Below are 19344 nucleotides of genomic sequence, written 5' to 3'. Positions count from 1 at the left end.
CATCTACTCTTTAACTCTATTCACCAATTCCTTTCAACAGAATGCCTACCAGATAGGCCAGAACAGCCGCTCCTCCGCCAAGCAACAGGGTTTCCAGTCCGGACGAATACCAGGTTTTTCCAACAAAACGGCTTTTAACAGAACCTATCCCGAAAAAAGCAAAGCCAGTGAGAATGCTGCTCCATACGAATGGCTGACGGAAATTCTCGCCAAAGCCCCAGTTCCATAGGAAAGGAAATACCGGAATAATGCCTATCAGTACAAAAGCAATAAATGTAGCCAGGGCTGCTTTCCAGGCAGTAGCGCCATACAACGAAAGATTGTGTTCCTCTTGTAACATGGTATTCGTCCATAAAGAAGGATTAGCCGTAATAATATCTACTGCTTTTTCCAGATGCTCTCCTGTAAATCCTTTTCCAGCAAAAATCTGCCGGATTTCTTCCTTTTCCCCTTCCGGATACAGCCTGATCTGCCTGAGTTCTTCTGCCCTTGTTTTTTCGAGTAACTCATTCTCCGTACGGGTACCCAGGTAATTACTGACTGCCATACTAAACCCGTCAGCCAATAAATTGGCAAGTCCCATAATAATGATAATAGAAGGTGATAACTGGGCACCGGCCACACCAGATACCACTGCAAAGGTAGTAACGGTGCCATCTACCGCTCCATACACCAGATCTTTCAGATAACTATGGGCTGCATTATTTTGCAGCCGTTTACGGATACTTTCCTGCGTGTGGGCAGCTTCGATGATAGTTCTTTGCTGAGCATCTGATAAATTTTCTTCTGGCATGGGCTGCAGATATAGTATGCGTGAACGGTGAAGGAACGGATAAGAAAGTAGTATAATGAGACAAAAAATCACGAATCCAAACCTATATTATTCAGAATTTTCGCTGAGGAAGATCGGTGATCATTGGAGTGTAGAGGTAACAGTAATTATTCTCGTCTTTCATACAGTTGATTTAAAGCTGCCTTTTAGGTAATAATTTTAGTATAAAAAAGGTTATTACGACGACCACAGCTGGTACTATTGCAATGAGCGTATTTATTTTATTCATATTTTCAAAATAAGGCAGCTTTGCTGTGTAAGACCATGTTATAATTAGAGCTACACTGTATATGCTTGTTAAAATCAACTTTCTTTTAATATCGTTTTTACTTGTGACAAGCAAAATAATGAAGAGAAAGATGGAAATAATCTGGATGAAAACTGTAGATAAAACCTCCTCCCCGTGGGCAAAAGCACTGAGAGGAAGTAAAAGTGAGACACCTAAAAACCTCCATTTCAATCTCTTCATTTCATATCTCAATTAACTGATTTTATACATTCCCCTTTTTTAATTCCTTCACCGCATAATCGGCAGCACGGGCAGTAAGTGCCATATAAGTTAGGGAGGGATTCTGGGTAGAAGTAGAGGTCATGCAGGCGCCATCAGTCACAAACACATTCTTACAAAGGTGCAACTGGTTCCATTCATTCAGCAGGGAAGTCTTAGGGTCTTTGCCCATGCGTACACCACCCATTTCGTGAATATCAAGGCCAGGCGCTTGTTTGCTGTCGGTAGAGGTAATATTGGTAAATCCTGCCCTGGCAAACATATCTGAAAGTTGCTCGATATAATCCCTGGTCATTTGCTCATCATTCTCATCATAGTCAACCTTTACTTTGAGCAGCGGTATACCCCAGGCATCTTTCTGGCTCTTGTCCAGACTCACCAGGTTGGTTTCTTTGGGAATGGTTTCTCCCATCATGTGGCTACCCACACGCCAGGTACCCAGGGTAGGATGCAATAAATTTTCTTTCAGACTGGCACCAATCCCGTCTCTTTTCTGGTCATTACCTCTGGAGGCACTCAATCCGGCCGCATAGCCTCTCAGAAAACCCGTTTCCTGTTTGAATACATTCCGGAAACGGGGAATATATCCGCCTGTCGGACGGCGGCCATCGGTAGTTTTATCCGCAAATCCATCATATTCGGCAGAAACCCTGGCCCGGTAATTATGAAAGGCTACAAACTTACCCAGCAAGCCATTGTCGTTGCCCAATCCATTGGGGAAACGCTTAGATGTGGAATTGAGCAGGATCAGATTGGTATTCAGGGCAGCCGCATTTACAAAAATGATGCGGGCATAATATTCGGTCAACTGTTTGGTATGAGCATCTATTACCCGTACTCCTTTGGCTTTGCCTTTTTTCTCATCAAAAATAACCGAATGTACTACCGAATCCGGACGTAGCGTGAGTTTGCCGGTTTTGGCTGCCCAGGGCAAGGTAGAAGAATTGCTACTGAAATACCCACCAAACGGACAACCTCTCTGGCACAATACCCGGTTCTGGCATTTTCCACGGCCTTGGGCAATGTGTACTGGCTGAGGTTCGGTAATATGGGCACATCTGGCAATTATCACATGGCGGTCTTTGTATTGGCTGGATACCGTTTCTTTGAAGTAATTCTCCACACAGGACAGTTCAAACGGGGGCAGAAATTCTCCATCCGGCAGCGTTGCCAACCCATCTTTGTTTCCGGAAATACCGGCAAATTTCTCGACATAACTATACCAGGGAGCCACATCTTTGTAGCGGATGGGCCAGTCTACGGCAAACCCATCTCTTGCCGGACCTTCAAAATCGAAATCACTCCAACGCTGTGTATGACGGGCCCACAACAAGGATTTGCCGCCTACCTGGTATCCACGAATCCAGTCAAAAGGCTTTTCCTGTACATAAGGATGTTCTTTGTCTTTTACAAAAAAATGCTGCGCATCTTCCCGGAAAGCATAACATTTTCCTACAATCGGGTTTTCCTTCATCACTTCCAGCGGTATTTGTCCCCGGTGTTCAAATTCCCAGGGATTCATATTGGTAGTTGGGTAGCCGGAAATATGTTGTACATCCCGCCCTCTTTCTAATACCAGGGTTTTTAATCCTTTTTCGGTTAACTCTTTAGCTGCCCAGCCTCCGCTAATGCCAGAGCCGATCACTATTGCATCGAAGGTTTGTGCTTGTATAGATTGTGTATTCAGATTTGCCATGAATGCTTAATAATTTATTGCTACTAAACTGTTGCTGATAAACAGCTTGTATGGGTTGTATGAATCTTTTTCAGCCAGGAAAAATACCTGTGGACTGCCGACTATGATCTGTGGACTAAATATTAATTATTAACCGGAACGCAGCCATGATACCTGGCCGGAATCAGTTCATATTTTAACAGGTTCTTCATCACATACTCAGAATTGAGATATCCCTGAATGGTCAGGTTTTTCAGCAAAGAAAATGCAGACGAACGGTCTTCTTTTTGCTCTTTATTTTCCTTGTCTAGCACTGCAAGGACTTGTGTACGCTGAGCCTGCGTACAAGCTGTAAAACCACTGCTCACCTCTTGTTTGGCTCTTTCATCAATGGTTTGCAGGGCACTTGCCAGTTTATCCTGCGCTTCTTTTTCATAACAATCCCTGAGCATAGTCAGAATAAACTTATCTACGCCCAATTCTCTGGCACCAGGTGTATCAGTAGCTGGAATCAGGGTATCTACCACCTCACTCAGCAAGGTTTCCAGTTCCGGAGGAAGGAGTGAAGCAGAAGTGAATTTGAGTGCATCCTGGTTCCATCCGTACGCCCATGTCGGAACTGTTATCATTCCTCCCAGGGCAACGGCCATTTGTTTGAGTGACAAGCGTCTACGCATATGTAATTAAATAATTGAGTGAGATTAATAAATAGCTGAAAAGCAGCCTTTCCTTTTTCCAGAACAATAAAAAATGAGATCACAATGGAATGAAACGAGCCTTTGATATAGCTATAGTTATCGATAAAATTACATATTAACTGGCAATCTTACAAAATTAAAACCGCCTGCGCCAGGATGAGAAGTCATTATAGGAATATTAGCTTACATAAAACCATAAGTTTATTAATATAAAGCGGCCTGCAAGAATAGTTTAATCCTTGCAGGCCGCTTTACTACAAATCAGTTTAGTAATATAGAATTAAATTAGGTCTTATGCACTAAATTCATCGCATTTACCAGCAACTGGCAACGAACAACGACGTAGTATTATCTGGCAGGAACAAACTCCATGGAAATAGAATTTACACAATGCCGTATATTCTTGAAAGTAAAGCCTTCTCCTTCAAATACATGCCCCAGGTGAGCTTTGCAATTAGCACATATAATCTCAGTCCGGCGGCCATCGGCATCAAGTACCCGTTCTACAGCTCCTTCAATTTCGTCATCAAAACTGGGCCATCCGCAGTGTGACTCAAATTTATCGGTTGAGCGGTAAAGCGGCGCATTGCACCGCTTGCAGATATAGGTGCCGGGTTCTTTGTTGGTATAATATTTTCCTGTAAAAGGCCGTTCGGTTCCTTTATATACAATCACCCGTTCTTCTTCAGGTGTTAAGGTATTATAGGAGGCAGGATTTGGGTTTTTCATGGTTTAGAAATTAGTTTTTATAGCTATAACTGAATTATATAAAATTTGATTCCGCTTACTGCCTGGGCCTACAAAGCGCTTCCGCCTGCGCCAAAAACCTGAATAAATTCTGCTTCAAATCCGGCCTGTTTGAGCATATTGATGATTTATTGGGGATCTGCCTCATTTCCGGAAATGGTGAGGAGCGTATCGTTGTTCTCTCTGTCTATATTCCACTTATGCACAATTTTATCCTGATTGAGCAGGGTGGCAATTTTTTGTTCCTCTTCAAGGGATAAGGGACTGGTTTTGAACTTTAGTATTTCCATCATTGATAATTTTTATTCGTTTGAAAGTTATATCTAACAAATAGTTGCGAAATTTCTTAGCATAAACTTCAGAAAAGAAAATTCATTCATGTATTGTTTACGTGAAAATCAGATTTTGGATGGAATAAGGCTGTTTTTAGCTGACAAGCGTTGTTTGAAATAGGAATATAAGGCTGTATCTTTATGTAGACTTGTCGAGTATAGTTTAGTCGGGAATGTAGTATACCCTGGAATACTACTTAAATTAAACTTTTATAAAATTTCATTCCTATGTCTCTTCTGTTTGAATCATTTAAAAGCTGGCAACAGCATTGCGAAACCCATCAGGTGGCATTGCATATTCCGGTATTGGAATACGAAACCGAACAGAAGGGCCGCACAGAAACGCAGATCTGGGAAGGAATGGCCAACGCTTACCAGGTGATGAAAGAAGCCGTACAAACCGGACTGACCGAAGAGATGAGTTCCCGCTCCGGCATGATTAACAATGGCGCTAAAAAATATTCAAAGCCAGAACAGTATTGTCGCCGGAATTTCAGAAACTGGTGGGCAGGGCAGTAGCTGCTAAGGAAGTAAACTCTTGTATGGGCCGCATTGTAGCCGCTCCCACAGCAGGTGCATCCGGAATTTTGCCAGGTATGCTTACGACCATACAGGAAATACACGATTTATCAGATCAATCCATTCTGGAAGGTTTACTAGTAGCGGCAGGCATAGGTTTAATTATTGAACAGAATGCCTCTCTGGCTGGGGCAGTTGGGGGATGTCAGGCAGAAACCGGGAGTGCGGCGGCTATGGGTGCAGGGGCGATTGTCTATTGCCTGGGTGGCTCTATTTCAGAAGTTTTTGCGGCTGTAGCTATTACCATTCAGTGCACCCTGGGCCTGGTATGTGATCCGGTAGCTGGTCTGGTAGAAGTGCCTTGTGTGGTGCGGAATGCCAGTGGGGCTGCCATTGCCTATTCTTCTGCCCAGATTGCCCTGGCCGGGGTGAATCCGGTAATTCCGGTAGACGAGTGTGTCATGGCGATGGGCGAAATTGGTCAGAGTATGGAAACCCGTTACAAGGAAACTGCCGAGGGCGGATTAGCTGCCACCCTAACCGGACAGGCCATTTCAAAAAAAGTACTCATCCAGGATATTGACATTTTGCCGGATGAGGAAGGCAAGGAATAAGAAGTTAAGAGCTTCAAGCTCTCAATAGTCATGTTGGCTTTCCATTTAAAGAGGAAAATTCAGATTCCCACTTGTAAAATTACAGCAGTTCAGTTGAATTGAAACCATCTACCTGACCACCAGCTGGATGGTGTATTGCTTGCTTGTATCACCAGAAACAGCCTGTATCTGGCAAGTATAGACGCCAGTAGGCAATTTATTCCCAGACATATCTCTGCCATTCCAGCTGATCTGATGAAATCCATGGCTATAATTTCCATTCGCCAGAACGGCTACCTGCTGGCCTAAAGCATTATATACAGGCATCTGCAAACTATAAGCAGTAGGAGAGGCTGGTAAGGAGAATGCAATAATGGCGGTTTCGGTGAAAGGATTCGGATAGCTATACGCTCCTGCCTCATGAATGCGGATATACTGGGCTATAAACTCAGGCTTGCCATAATATACCTTGAAAGCCGTAAGTGGTTTTGCCAGGAAAGTATAGGTTTGCTGCTCCAGCATATTAATAGCAATTTTCCGTTCCACATCATATAGGTACAACTGGTTACCAGCCGGATGATTCAGAAAGTTTTCCCAGTTTAACGTAACAGGCTGGCTGCTCAGGTTGGTGTTTACAGAGAAGTCCCAGATGTGGCTATCGGCAACCGGAACCATATCTTTGGTCAGTTTATCTTTGCCTTCACCGGCTCTGGGGAAATGAAGGTCTAAATATTTTAGGAACCTGGGCAATACAAAATCATCAAGTCCATCTTTGCCTGCTTGGGCTTCCGGATGCATACCCAATCCACCCAGTTGATAGCCTACTTCCTGGGAATGCAGGGAGAAATTCACCTCAAATAATGAGTTTTCATGGTGACGCTGGAGTGCAGCAATCCGGTTGCCGTTTAAAGCGGTATTGCGTTTTACCGGAATTTTTACCACCAGATCCGCCTGCGACTCATTCCGGACAAAAGCTCCCCTGAATTTTTTGAGTACATCCGAATCTTTAAAACTACCATTTTCAAACACCCGCAGATTGCCTAAGCCGGTAAGTGTATTATTGGCCGCTTTTACATCTGTCCAGGAAACATCCAGGTTGTAGGGATTTCCGATCAGGTTCCAGCCGGGTTTGAGGGTGAGGGTAAAAGGGTCATCGGTATTTTTGCGGAACGTAGCACCTTCGCCGGTATTGATGGCAGTATTATCTTTCATGATCAGCCAATAGCCGGTGCCGGGTTCAATAGTGGACAAACCTTTGGTGTTTTCCTGATACGCATCTGTACCGTTGAGGTGGCTGAACAAACGCCATTTGGTATCGTTGTATGTGCCTAATGCCTTAAATACATTGCCGGTGGCTTTGTCTGTCAATTCCAGAGGAACAGAGATGATCTGGTAATCTTTCTGCTCGGTTCCGGATAATAAACCTGGAATTGCCAGGCCATCTGTATACTTGATAGAAGCCGTAGTAACAGCACTGTTGAATGGAGTTCCAAACCCAGAAGCCGGTACTATTTCAAAATAATACTGTAAGCCAATTTCATCCGGGCTTTTATCCTGCAAAGCTTCTGTGAAAGTAGTACCGCTGGAAGGGGTTAATTCTGCTTTTCTTACAAAAGTTTCACGGCTGATACTTTTGGAGTAGAAGTGTACTTTGGAGCCCGCTGGCAATTGATTTAGCGTAATAGAAGCACTGCTATTCGCAATAGTGCCGCTGGTAGAAGTGAACTGATTGGGTAAGGTACTCTGCGTAATTTGCAGGGCTACGGTAGTAAACGTCCAGGTAGCGTTATTGAGAATACCTGCAAATTTATTTCCGGCATTATCTGTAAACACACCGGCAGGCATTTGAATATCTATGCCTTTATTGAGCGGCAGGTCATTCGGCGGATTGATCGTTACCACATTGCCAGCAATATTGACTATACCTGCATCTCTCACCGAAAGGGTCTGTACGGTATTTCCTTGGGCATTAATACTAATACTTCCGGTGCCCACTTTTACTGTTTCGCTAAAGGTGATTACAAGATTGGCATCCGGGGACACACTAGTAGCACTTTTAAGTGGTGAAAAAGTTGTAACTGTTGGTACTTGCGTATCAGGTGCCAAAGTGACGATATCCAATTTAGTTACAGTCGATTGTAGATTTGGCTTATTATCTTCTCCTACAATATAAATATCATAAGGAATACCTGCTGATAAACTGGTTACTGCGATACTTACAGTTGTATTGGCAGCTACAGTAATACTTCCTTTGGCTTTAACTTCAGAGGTAGTACCGGCACCATCCAGTCCGGATTTTACTTCTGAAGCATCGGGTGCTGATGTATCATTTCGAACTATCACATAGTATACTTTTCCTGCCTCATTCAGTTTAACATCAATATTCAGGGTGGTAGTGCCGATATTAGAAACAGAGGGAGTGGGCGATACAAAGGATGGGGGAGTGGTATCGTCAATAACAGCAAAATTCCAGGTGGTTTCGTTGGCAATTCCGGCATAGTTATTTCCAGCCTGGTCCTTAAACGTTCCCGCAGGCATCTGTACATTCAGTGCATTTCCAGAATTGAAGGAATTTGGAGGATCTATCGTAACTGTACTTCCTGAAATGGAAACTGCATCTGACGTTACATCAATAGTCTGTAGGGTAGTAGCACCCAATTTTATTACAATATTTCCGGTGCCTTTTTGTATGCTTTCGCTAAAGGTAATACTCAAAGAGGCGTTGGTAGTTACCCCGGTAGCACCGTCCAATGGAGAGAAGGTAGTAACGGTAGGAGGGGTGGCATCTGCCGCAGCGGCAGTGGTAAAAGCCCAGGTAGTGGCATTGGTAATACCAGCATAGTTGTTATTTGCCAGGTCTTTAAAAGCACCGGCAGGCATCTGCACACTCACAGAAGTACCTGCTGGAAAATCATTAGATGGATTGATCGTTACTGTAGTTCCGGAAATGCTGACAATAGCATTACTTACAGCTATAGTTTGGGAAGTGCTGCCATGTGTAATTATAATATTACCGGTACCCTTTTGTACACTTTCACTAAACGTCATAACCAAGTTGGTAGAAACAGATACGCCCGTAACTCCATTAGCAGGTGATAAAGTGGTAATGACAGGAGCATCTATGAGTTTTACAGCCCAGAAATCGCCAGCATCTACACCACCGAATACGGCCTGGCTTTTATCTCCGCCAATACCTGATTCTGAATAGCCGGCCAGCAGGAAACCATCAGAGGTTTTTACAATTTCATTGAGTGCATCCAGGCCAGAGCCCCCATAGCGTTTATCCCATTGTTTAGCACCAGTGCTGCTTATTTTTACCGTCCAGAAATCGGCCACACCCCGGTTTCCCTCACTTTTTTCATTGCCAATGCCAGAGTATGATTGCCCCCCAGCAGAAAGCCACCATCGGCGGTCTGCACTGCCGAAAGCAGATAATCATCGGATGTGCCACCAAGTGTTTTGTCCCATTCTGCTTTAAAATTGGCATCCGTCTTTAGTATCCAATAGTCATACCCTCCTCTGGGATTTTCGGATTTGTTATAAGAGTCTATTGAGTTTGAATAGCCGGCTATCAGGTATCCTCCATCCGCTGTTTTAATAATGGTAGATAAATAGTCATTATTATCGCCTCCGAAATAAAAATCTTTGTCCTCTACAAAATTTCCATTAGTCCCATTGATCTGAAACACAATAAAATCCATGTTTTCATCATCACCACCATAAGGATAATAGCCAGCTAACAGAAATGCACCATCGATTTCCACCACCGAATAAAGCTGATCAGTGTATGGCGTTCCAGAGGCATTATCCCATATGGTACTTCCTGTAGAAGCATCCACTTTAAGCACCCAGAAATCAGCAAAGCCTTCTGTACCTAACAGATTATATGTTTTGTCGCCACTGGCAGGAGAGGAGGAGTAGCCACTGAGCAGATAACTTCCATCCGTAGCTTGAAGAACAGAAGTCAGGTAATCATCGCCACTTCCGCCATAGCGTTTATCCCATTGTTTTGCTCCTGTGCTACTAATCTTCACCACCCAATAGTCATTACTTCCCTGGCTGGCCTGGGATTTGTCACCACCGGCCCCAGAATTTGAATAGCCTCCCAGTAAGTATCCATCGGTTGTTTGAATAGCTGAGAATAATATATCGTCTCCGCTTCCACCAAAGCGTTTATCCCAGGTTTTATTCCCATTGGCATCTATCTTCACTACCCAATAGTCGTACCCACCCCGCCCGGCTTCCGATTTATTTCCGCTTGCACCAGATTTAGAATAGCCGGCCAGTAAAAAACCTCCATCAGAAGTAGCAACCGTTGAAGTAATAAATTCATATTCGGTGCCCCCAAACGTTTTATCCCATTGTTTGCCTATCTGGGCTTTTGAAAGTTGAACAATGAATAAACCCAGTATCAGTATGTTTAATTTTTTCATAAGTGGTAATAAAACTAATCCTTTGCTAATTGGATAGAGAGGATAGGTTGAAAGTAAGTAGAAAGAATTATTGACCAGTCGGAGGTTCTGGAAGCTTCGAAGCCGGATTAACCGGATCAGGACCATTGCCGCCACCTCCACCACCACTGGTAATCAGATACACTGCGGCTCCTGCCAGTACAGCTACTGGTAATACTTTCACCACCGTAGAAACCTTTCGCTTGATGGCAAAATTCTCACTGAGATGGCTGTTATCCGGTTTGTCTACACTGATCACTTTGATTTTATAATTATTGCCAAGGGCAGTAGCTGCAGGAATACTCCAGGTATAGGTTCCATTGTTATTTACTCTAGCAATATCATTAACTTTGGAAGTGCCCTGAAAGAGTTCCAGCCGTACATTTTCGCCGGGCATACCGCCTTCCCAGGTCAGAGGATAGCTTTTACCCCGTTTGTAGGAAGAGGCAAGCGCAGGACTTTTGATACGCAAAGGGGATAAAAGCAGGCTGGCCTGGACTTCAAAAGTGATTTGTCCAGTGTAGCGCAGGATTTCCTTTTTTGCCTGCCATTCTATTTTTTTGGCAGCGCCAGCCTGCACATTTGGACCAGTATCGCCACTTACAAAGGTCAGGGGCTGTGCCATATCGTTGTGAGAACTGTATAAAGTTATCTGGTACAGCTGCCCTTCGGCCGTTCCCTGCAGGTCGTAATACACATTGATCACATCGCCACTGGTTTCTGCCCGTACGTTGGTAATGGTTTGCCCGAGTGCCTGTTCTAATGGAAGCGTTAAAAATAAGAGAAGATAGAAAAAATGTTTCATACACATAGAATAATATAGGGGAAGAGTACATCTGATATGGCTAAGGACACTGCTATCAGCCTCCGGATACTCTACCGTTACATGGAAATTGTAAGTACTTATATTTACTAAAGGCAAATAAGAAATTAGCTGCCAGATGCGTAAATGTCTTACATGCTGTTGGTATATAAATGTAGGAATCAGAACGAACAGTTACAAATACAGCCGAAGGAATTTCTGAATGTGCTGTAGATTATGTGCTGCAAATCAAACTACTATCTGATTCGGTCGAATCTCAGTATGGACTAATTCTCGATCATTATATAGGTATACCCAAGTGCTAAGAGCCCGGCTATACAATAAATTACACCCATAATCAGATTTGCATACCCTATATCTTTCTTTTCATAATCATTGGTTTTAAAGGCTATTCTCAATCCTTTTACTGTAAAAAATAAACTAGCTATTGCGGCGAGTAACAAACCCAGTAAAGTTGCTCCAAAAAAGAAACTCTCTGTCAGCCCAAAAGTAAATGAGTCTAACAGGAACAATCCAAACAATCCAATAGGAGATAAATAGCTGTATATAGCTAATGTATAATACCAGCTTATTTTCTTCCTAGCTTTCTTACTGTTAACGATTTGTTCAATAATTCTTTCTGTTTCCATAAGCCTAAGGATTCAGCTGAGTTATTGGCCAGATATATTTGCTACTCATGCATCAGCACTCACTGGATTTAGGCTGTAAAAACCTGATTATCTCTTTATTACTTTTTAAAGTAACGTTCGGCAAACTGAATAAAAAATGGCCAGTTGGGTCCTACAGTATGTCCGCCTTCATGCTGGCGGTAGGCAATATCTCCTTTGAGTAAAGCCGTTTCCTGGGGAGGAAATTCTTTACTCTCCAGGCCTTTTTTGCCCAGTAATTCATATACCGGACTGGCATGTACACCAGCTACAAACATTCCTTTGGCATCAATCCAATGGCCTTCTACCGTTGACGACCCTACACTGATAAATACCGGCCTGGGAGCACACAAAGCAATAAGTTCATGGGCATCTACTGGCAGATCGTTAGGAGTTAACGGACCGGCATATTTAATAAAGTTGGGGGCAAACCAGTGGTATTCCCCGGAAGCAGCCAGGTTTTCTACCTGTTCGCCAAATACCCTGCGCAGTATTTTTGCTCCGCCTGCCCCGGATGAACCGATGAGGCCCATGGCAAACCGGGGTTCATAGGCCATAGCTACCAGGGCTGCTTTTCCATACCTGGACAGTCCTTCGATCACCACACGTCTGGCATCTACTTCCGGGGTGGTTTCAAGATAATCCATAGCGCGGCTGGCTCCCCAGGCCCATGCACGCAAGGTACCCCAGTCATCCGCTTTCCGGAGCTGACCTTTGTTTACCAGGCCAATGATACCTGCTCTCAACCCAGCCCCATTGTCGGCCTGAAAACTGGTGGGAATTAAAATGGCATAACCCCAGCCTTTTGCCAGAAGTTGTTGCTGCCAGGTAGGTCCTGGAGGGGGAGGTGTGTTGCGGTTGACGGGAAAATTCCAGCCAAATTCTAATACCAAATGCACTGCGGATGGCGGATTGAGAGGCGTAGTAAGCGTGAGTTGAATATCTACTTTTATGGCCGGATACGAACGATTATCTACATGTCCCAGTAAGTGTTTTACTCTTACCGGATAATTGCCATTTACGGTGTCTTTCTGGCTCACCACTTCCCATGTCACAGCAGGAATACTGGCTGGCATCCGGCCATACATTTCCTTCGAAAAAAGTTCAAATAGCTCCTGTTTGCGTTTCTCCCATTGCCTGGCTGTACGTACTTTGGTGCCATCGTTAAAAACCAGGGCATCAGGCAAGTTAGTATAGGGAGAAGCTTTTGATTCATCGGAATTGGCTGCATTGGGTGCTTCCGGATTTCCCGAAGGTCCGGGACGTAAGGAGGTGATGCCCAGTTGTTTCATCATGAGTTGATGATCTTCTGCACTTAGTTTATTCAGGCTATCCCGCTGTTGTTGGGATGGCTGTGCAAGCGACTGGAAAGAGAGAAGTGTGCAGAGGTAGATAAAGTAAAGTCGTTTATTCATGTCAGGTAATGGTGGATTGCTTTTTATGAAGATACTCTTAAATGTGATGTGATTTGTTATTATACAGGTACATAAATTTCATACATTCTGCGGAGATGCCCGTGTCCTCCAGGGCCGGACAGGCCCCGCTTTTGCATCCATCACTCTATACAACCCACGCATGGCCAGTGCTGACCCAAAGGTTGTATAAGGTGATTCCTGCAAAAGCTGTTATCGGTAATGCGTATTTAATTTTTTAATTGAATCATATTTCAGGAAAGCAGTTTTCCAAATACTTCCATAAAGGGATCGCGGTCAACAACTGTGTAAAAGAACAATCCACCCAGCCATGAAACAAGCCCAATACGTACACGTTGCGAACCTGTAAATAAATGTATCCATAAAAAAGGGCCAGTACAAAGGTAGCTGCGATTAACCAGTAATTGGGATAGTGTACGCCTGCAAACAAAAGGGCAGCGAGCAAGATGATTACTATTTTGGGAATTGAAATAGTATTTAAATCCTGGCCGTTTCCGGCAACCAGCCCGATAAGTAAAAATTGCTGAATAGTTCCCCAGATAGGATAAATGATCAAAATTGGAAGAATATGCCAGGTCGGGTTGAGTGTGCCCTGGATCGCTCCAATTACAACGAAGCCAATCACGGATACAATGCCAAATGGCAATACTTTTCGCAAAGCCTTTTTAAAGTTGTCCATCCGGAAACCCCAGTACGCCAGTATGCCCTTATGCTGAGAGTAGCGAAAGGCAATATACATTGACCAGCCTATAATAGCAGTGATAATAAATGGTAATTTCCAGTTCAAGGCATCCATGAAAATGAATTTGCCCACACCAGTACACAATACGGCTATGATTTCAACTATTCTTCTTTTGTCGGAGATGGGAGTAATGGGTTCCGTATGTGTACGATCTGACTTCATAGATTATAAAACCATTGTATTTACTTCTTATGTGCAAACCTTTTCCGGTAAGTAGGCGGCTATCTTATGTTGCTTTCAAAAAGTCTCCATCTATTATGAGTAGCCTTACTCCATCTTTTGAAAAAGAGCGGTGTGAACTGAGATCATCCGAAACTACATAACTCATGTCTTTTTGTAAAGTAAATATTTCCCCGGTTTTTAATTCACTTACAAAGGAGCCTTCCAGGCAATGGATGATATGTCCTTTTTCACACCAGTGATCGGCAAGATAACCCGGCCCATATTCTACCAGCCTGATCCGTAAGCCGGGGAACTGAACCGTTTGCCAGTAGGCCAATCCCTCTTTTCCTGCATGCTCCTCCCTGGGAATGGTATCCCATTGAATCACCTGAAAGGGAATGTTGTGACTCATAGAGTTATAAGGTAAGGTGGAAGCATGAATGGTGTCAGTCTCATATATTTGATAGAGATAACATTTTATTCATTTGCCGTTATGGGTTCAGCTTTCTTTTTTGTCCCCGTTATTTCAAACTATTCCATTATTTTAATGCCTGATCATCCGTATTTGTCTGCACACTGTCAACAGGTTCCCATAGTTCGATCTTGTTGCCTTCTGTATCCATTATATGTACAAATTTTCCATAGTCGTAAGCCGTAATATTGTCAAGTAGAGTTACTCCGTTTTCTTTGAGTTTGTCTACAAGTCCTTCAATATTCTGAACCCGGTAGTTAATCATAAATTCCTTTCTGGAAGGTGCGAAATATTCACTTCCTTTTTTAAAGGGGCTCCATTGAAGAGAGTTAATTTCCTCAGGCCGGTTTGCGTTTCTAAATTCAAAAGTTGAACCATACTCATTAGTCTCAAGTCCCAGGTTCTTACGGTACCATTCTTTCATTTCTTCGGGATTGTCAGAAAAAAAGAAAATGCCACCAATTCCTGTCACCTTTGGGGTAGTATCATGAGATGTTGTGTTTGCACTTGTGTTATTGTGATCTTCCATATCGTTTTTAGTGGTTGAGGTACAGCTTTGCAAGAACTATTACAATCGGGAGTATTAATAATAGTGTATTTATTTTGCATCATTATTGTTTTCGTCTTGTAACGCTTAGCTATAAGGCGGTTGCCTTTCCAGAATAAACATTAAAAGGCAAATGAATTATAGTTGTTCTGCACCGGTTTTACTCGGTTAATAATCCCGCACTGTCTTGATATTGTCCGATGTAAAAGGAGGGGAGTCTTTTTTCAAAGCCAATCCTGTATATTCCTATCCCTGCACTTGTGTGGTTGTTGACACTTTCCTGTAGATTCTTAGCTTTCCAAATCACCTCGGCACATTCAAAATACTTCGAATTTTCTGCCTTTATTATCTTTCCTTTTTTTAGTCCGCCCTTTGGACCATATGGAATCAAGACTATTTCCTCCGCGTCAATTTTCGGGTCCAAAAATCTCTTATCAGTTAAATTGTTTAGTATTTCAACGAAATTAAGATAGTCAGTAACCTTGAAATCATTCCATCTCAATTCCTTTGTTCTACCAAATCTCACTGACAGATCAGGTCGAAAAGCCTGTTGCTCCTGTTGTTTCAAAGGTAAATTGTTGAGAAATCGTGATTTTGTTTCAAATAAGGCTTTAGATGTCCTGTAAAAGTAGCACTTCTTATTAAAATTTCCTGAGAATGTCCAAGCGTTGTCATCTGGTCATAAACAATCGTATAATACTTCAACGTTATCCATTCCGATAATCCTAAATGGCCTCTCGTCCCATTCACTTTTGTAAACTCCGCCTAATATTAAATTATCTTTCATTAAAAAATGGTGCACAACATCGGTATAACTACACCTATACAGACATTGTAATTTCTGCACTTACCTTTGTGCAATTATTTGTGGTATACACGATCACCAAAAGATAAAAAGAAGTTTGTTTGCAACCAATGTCTCTCCATAAGATTTATTGATGAATCGTGCTATAGGTCGTCTGTTGTGAAGGAAAACTCTAGTTTCGGCAAAAACAAATTCCTTTCCATAAGGAAAGAATCTGTAAACGCTTAGTTTTGCCGGATAATTTTCCTTGCATGAACCTGTTGCAGATTGTGCTTTTTCCATTTTCATGGCTTTACAGGCTAATTACTGATATCCGAAACTGGCTCTATGAGGAAGGCTACAAAAAAAGCATCCGCTTCCCAGTGCCGGTTATTAGTGTGGGAAATTTAACCGTTGGCGGAACCGGCAAAACCCCCCATGTGGAATACCTGATCCGCCTGCTCAAGGACAAGTACCGCATCGCAACGCTAAGCCGGGGGTATGGACGGAAAACCAAAGGATTTCTCCTGGCAAATGATCGTATCCATGCCGGAGATATTGGCGATGAGCCCATGCAATTTTACCGAAAGTTTACAGGGCAGATCCAGGTGGCAGTAGGAGAGAAACGGGTGCCTGCGATTGATGAACTCTTATCCAGGCAGCCTGTACCGGAAGTGATCATTTTAGATGATGCCTACCAGCATAGAGCCGTACAGCCTTCTTTTTCCATCCTGCTGTCAGATTATAACCGGCCTTTTTACAGAGATTATGTATTGCCTTCCGGCAGATTACGGGAGCGGAGAGCCGGAGCTAAAAGGGCAGATGTGATTCTGGTGAGTAAATGTCCGGAAGGATTATCTAAGGCAGAAAAACAAGCGATTACTCAGGAAATCAATAGCTATGCAAAACCAGCTACACCAGTATATTTTACCACGATCCGGTATGGGCAGCCGGTTTGCTTTGATACCAAACCTGAAACATTTCAGGGGCCAGTGTTACTCGTGAGCGGTCTGGCTAATGCACAGCCTCTGGAAAAGTATGTACAGCATACCTATACGCTTTCTCACCATATGGCGTTGAATGATCATCATACCTATACAGCAAAAGACCTGGATGCAATTTCCAGTCAGTTTATGCAGGTGCAGGCAAAACATATCCTGGTTACTGAAAAAGACTATGTGAAGCTGATGCATCCGGATTTTGCCGCACAAATTTCCCGGCTGCCTATCTGGTATTTGCCGATTGAGGTATGTTTTTTGTTTGGAGAAGGGCAGGATTTTAACGAAAAAGTGTTAAACTCCCTCTCCGAACCTCCTAAGTAATTACTACATTTGCGCGTGATTTTGAAAAAATATAAGCTTTCCGGCTTTTTCCTGCTCGTGTTGTTATTGCCTTTCCTGGCTCAGGCGCAGATACTGGACGATTCTACCCAGCAAGTATATGGCCCCACCACTACCCGTTTTTTGCTGGAAAAAGATATACTGGCCAATAAAGACCGTGCCTATACTGTAGATACCGTATTAGATAATTTTCACAATTATAATTTCGTCAACCGCTATGGCAACCACTACCAGGACCTGGGCAATCTGGGAACGGCCATCCGGCCGGTTTTCTATACACCTCCCACGCAGATAGGGACTTATTTTGGCATTAATGTGTATGACCTGTATGCCTACACACCAGATAAAATCAAATATTATGATACCAAATCGCCTTATAGCAGTGTGTATTATGCGCAAGGGGGATTACTACAGCAAATTCTGGGTGTCGATTTCAGCCGCAATATTAAGCCTAACTGGAATGCCGGATTTACTTACCAGCGCATTACAGCTCCCAAGCAATTCGGCTATGCTCGCCGCGAGGATAGGCAAAGCGACAACCAGACGATTGCCTTCTATACCAGGTATCAAAATAAAGACAGCACCTACCAATTGCTGGCACATTTCTCTCATTTAAATCATGGCATGGTAGACCAGGGAGGCATCCGCGAGGATTCTGTCAATGGAGCACCTGCCCCCCCGGATAGTTTATTTGCCTATGAGGAGGAAACGGCAATATTGCGCAATGCCCGTTCACGGGATTACCGGAACCATTATCACCTGTATCACCAGTATGCTTTTGCCAAAGGATTTCAGGTATACCATATTTTCGACCGCATGCGCCATGTGTATGATTTCCGGGATGCCGGTTTGCAGGATGATGCTTCTGGCTCAGATGTGAGGATAGGCAGTCTGGATTTTTACCGAAGTGCTCCGGATGGATATTATTTCCGGCCTGATACTACTGATCTTTCGATGCGTTTCCTGGTACACGAAAACCAGGTAGGATTGAAAGGCAGTTTGGCTAATCTGGATTACCGGGCCTATGTCCGGCGGCGGGATTACCGGGTCGGATATAAACCGGCGTATATCGATAAAAGAACCGGGGCAGAGAACTTCATTGGGGGATGGATAAATTACAACCTGAGCGATAGTGCCCAGATTCATGCCGAAGCAGAATATCTTTTGTTCCGGGATTACCGCCTTCAGGTAGTCTATGAAAACAAGTTCTGGCGTATTGGCCACCACCGCATTTATTATTCACCCACCTTTATACAGCAGCAGATTCAAAACAATCATTTTATCTGGGACAATTCCAATTTCAGGAATACTTTATCGGATAACACCTTTGCTTATTTTAATATCAAAAACAACTGGCTTACCTTTTCGCCCTTTGCTACCTTCAGCAATATCAAAAATCTGGTGTATTACGATACGCTAGCCCTGCCTCAACAGGAAAGCAAGTCGGTACAGGTGCTGAGTGTGGGTCTGAATTTTGGGCTTGTCTGGAAAAAATTTCATCTGGTAACTCAGGCGGTGTATACCAAAGTAACTGGTCCTGATATTATCCGCATACCTGAGCAGTTTGCCAACGGGCGTTTATATTACCAGAATGAGCTGTTTAAAGGTGCATTAGAAACACAGATCGGTGTAGATGTACATTATAAATCTACCTATAAACCCTATGGCTACATGCCTGCCACCGGACAGTTTCACCTGCAGGATGACTTTACCGCAGCTGGGTATATTGTGGGAGATGTGTTTGTAAATGTACGGATCAAACGGGTACGGCTGTTTGTGAAAATGGCGCATGCCAACCAGGATCTGCCGGAACCAGGCTATTTTGTAGCTCCCTATTATACCGGCTTGAAACGTACCTTTGCTTTTGGCGTAAACTGGCTGCTGTTTGATTAGTTTATAGGTCAGTAATCATTAGTTATATTGGTTTTGCAGGTGATGATCAACAAAGAAGTGTACCAGGAAGATATATAAAACCTTAGTGCCAGCCTGAAAGGTTAGTATTCTGAAAGCCTGTGCTACCTTAGGCCGGGTTATTACAA

17 protein-coding genes and 1 pseudogene are annotated in these 19344 nt (G+C 43.3%); 3 read left to right on the top strand and 15 right to left on the bottom strand.

The genetic code is table 11. The features are described from left to right. Positions 1-16 precede the first annotated feature (16 nt). The 5 genes from GXP67_RS33950 to GXP67_RS33930 all read right to left on the bottom strand — a co-directional run bounded on the left by GXP67_RS33950 (position 17) and on the right by GXP67_RS33930 (position 4753). Positions 17-793 carry a VIT1/CCC1 transporter family protein gene (locus tag GXP67_RS33950; RefSeq protein WP_162447234.1) on the bottom strand — a complete coding sequence of 259 codons (777 nt, stop codon included), beginning with the start codon at positions 791-793 and terminating at the stop codon, positions 17-19. Positions 794-1323: 530 nt separating this feature from the next. Beyond that, positions 1324-3036, bottom strand: a complete 1713-nt coding sequence (locus GXP67_RS33945; RefSeq protein WP_162447233.1) for a GMC oxidoreductase — start codon at positions 3034-3036, stop codon at positions 1324-1326. Positions 3037-3158: 122 nt separating this feature from the next. Next, positions 3159-3692, bottom strand: a complete 534-nt coding sequence (locus tag GXP67_RS33940) for a gluconate 2-dehydrogenase subunit 3 family protein (RefSeq protein WP_162447232.1) — start codon at positions 3690-3692, stop codon at positions 3159-3161. Between the two features lie 369 nt (positions 3693-4061). Continuing rightward, entirely contained in the window at positions 4062-4442 is a 381-nt protein-coding gene (locus GXP67_RS33935) for a methionine-R-sulfoxide reductase (RefSeq protein WP_162447231.1), read from the bottom strand. 146 nt (positions 4443-4588) lie between these two features. Next, positions 4589-4753, bottom strand: a complete 165-nt coding sequence (locus GXP67_RS33930) for a hypothetical protein (RefSeq protein ID WP_162447230.1) — start codon at positions 4751-4753, stop codon at positions 4589-4591. A gap of 267 nt (positions 4754-5020) precedes the next feature. Between GXP67_RS33930 and sdaAA the strand changes: the two are divergent. Then, positions 5021-5925, top strand: a pseudogene (gene sdaAA / locus GXP67_RS33925) (L-serine ammonia-lyase, iron-sulfur-dependent, subunit alpha). A gap of 108 nt (positions 5926-6033) precedes the next feature. Here the strand turns inward: sdaAA and GXP67_RS33920 are convergent. From GXP67_RS33920 to GXP67_RS33880, 10 genes are all read right to left on the bottom strand, one after another. Next, entirely contained in the window at positions 6034-9240 is a 3207-nt protein-coding gene (locus GXP67_RS33920; protein ID WP_162447229.1) for an Ig-like domain-containing protein, read from the bottom strand. Further along, positions 9219-10337 carry a hypothetical protein gene (locus GXP67_RS33915; RefSeq protein ID WP_162447228.1) on the bottom strand — a complete coding sequence of 373 codons (1119 nt, stop codon included), beginning with the start codon at positions 10335-10337 and terminating at the stop codon, positions 9219-9221. The genes GXP67_RS33920 and GXP67_RS33915 overlap by 22 nt, the downstream gene beginning before the upstream one ends. 67 nt (positions 10338-10404) lie before the next feature. Then, on the bottom strand, positions 10405-11160 hold the full coding sequence (locus GXP67_RS33910; RefSeq protein WP_162447227.1) for a Ser-Thr-rich GPI-anchored membrane family protein: 756 nt from the start codon (positions 11158-11160) through the stop codon (positions 10405-10407). Positions 11161-11444: 284 nt separating this feature from the next. Beyond that, positions 11445-11807, bottom strand: a complete 363-nt coding sequence (locus GXP67_RS33905) for a hypothetical protein (protein ID WP_162447226.1) — start codon at positions 11805-11807, stop codon at positions 11445-11447. 98 nt (positions 11808-11905) lie between these two features. Then, on the bottom strand, positions 11906-13240 hold the full coding sequence (locus GXP67_RS33900) for a glucuronyl esterase domain-containing protein (protein WP_162447225.1): 1335 nt from the start codon (positions 13238-13240) through the stop codon (positions 11906-11908). A gap of 78 nt (positions 13241-13318) precedes the next feature. Beyond that, complete coding sequence (locus tag GXP67_RS37910; RefSeq protein ID WP_262890467.1) at positions 13319-13444, bottom strand: hypothetical protein; 126 nt, start codon at positions 13442-13444, stop codon at positions 13319-13321. A 40-nt stretch (positions 13445-13484) separates the two neighbouring features. Beyond that, positions 13485-14162, bottom strand: a complete 678-nt coding sequence (locus GXP67_RS33895) for a CPBP family intramembrane glutamic endopeptidase (protein WP_162447224.1) — start codon at positions 14160-14162, stop codon at positions 13485-13487. A gap of 64 nt (positions 14163-14226) precedes the next feature. Continuing rightward, entirely contained in the window at positions 14227-14574 is a 348-nt protein-coding gene (locus GXP67_RS33890; protein ID WP_162447223.1) for a DHCW motif cupin fold protein, read from the bottom strand. Between the two features lie 127 nt (positions 14575-14701). Continuing rightward, on the bottom strand, positions 14702-15163 hold the full coding sequence (locus tag GXP67_RS33885; RefSeq protein ID WP_162447222.1) for a VOC family protein: 462 nt from the start codon (positions 15161-15163) through the stop codon (positions 14702-14704). A 178-nt stretch (positions 15164-15341) separates the two neighbouring features. Beyond that, the gene (locus GXP67_RS33880) at positions 15342-15749 is read right to left on the bottom strand and encodes a hypothetical protein (RefSeq protein ID WP_162447221.1); all 408 of its coding nucleotides are present in this window, start codon (positions 15747-15749) and stop codon (positions 15342-15344) included. Between the two features lie 488 nt (positions 15750-16237). On the opposite strand from GXP67_RS33880, the gene lpxK reads away from it, so the two are divergent. After that, entirely contained in the window at positions 16238-17287 is a 1050-nt protein-coding gene (gene lpxK, locus GXP67_RS33875; protein ID WP_162447220.1) for a tetraacyldisaccharide 4'-kinase, read from the top strand. 21 nt (positions 17288-17308) lie between these two features. Continuing rightward, a complete protein-coding gene (locus GXP67_RS33870) occupies positions 17309-19198 on the top strand; it encodes a putative porin (protein ID WP_162447219.1) in 1890 nt (629 codons plus the stop codon). Positions 19199-19344: the final 146 nt, after the last annotated feature.

This window comes from Rhodocytophaga rosea (assembly GCF_010119975.1).
Classification (GTDB): domain Bacteria; phylum Bacteroidota; class Bacteroidia; order Cytophagales; family 172606-1; genus Rhodocytophaga; species Rhodocytophaga rosea.
This window is presented reverse-complemented; position numbering and strand designations above follow the sequence as displayed.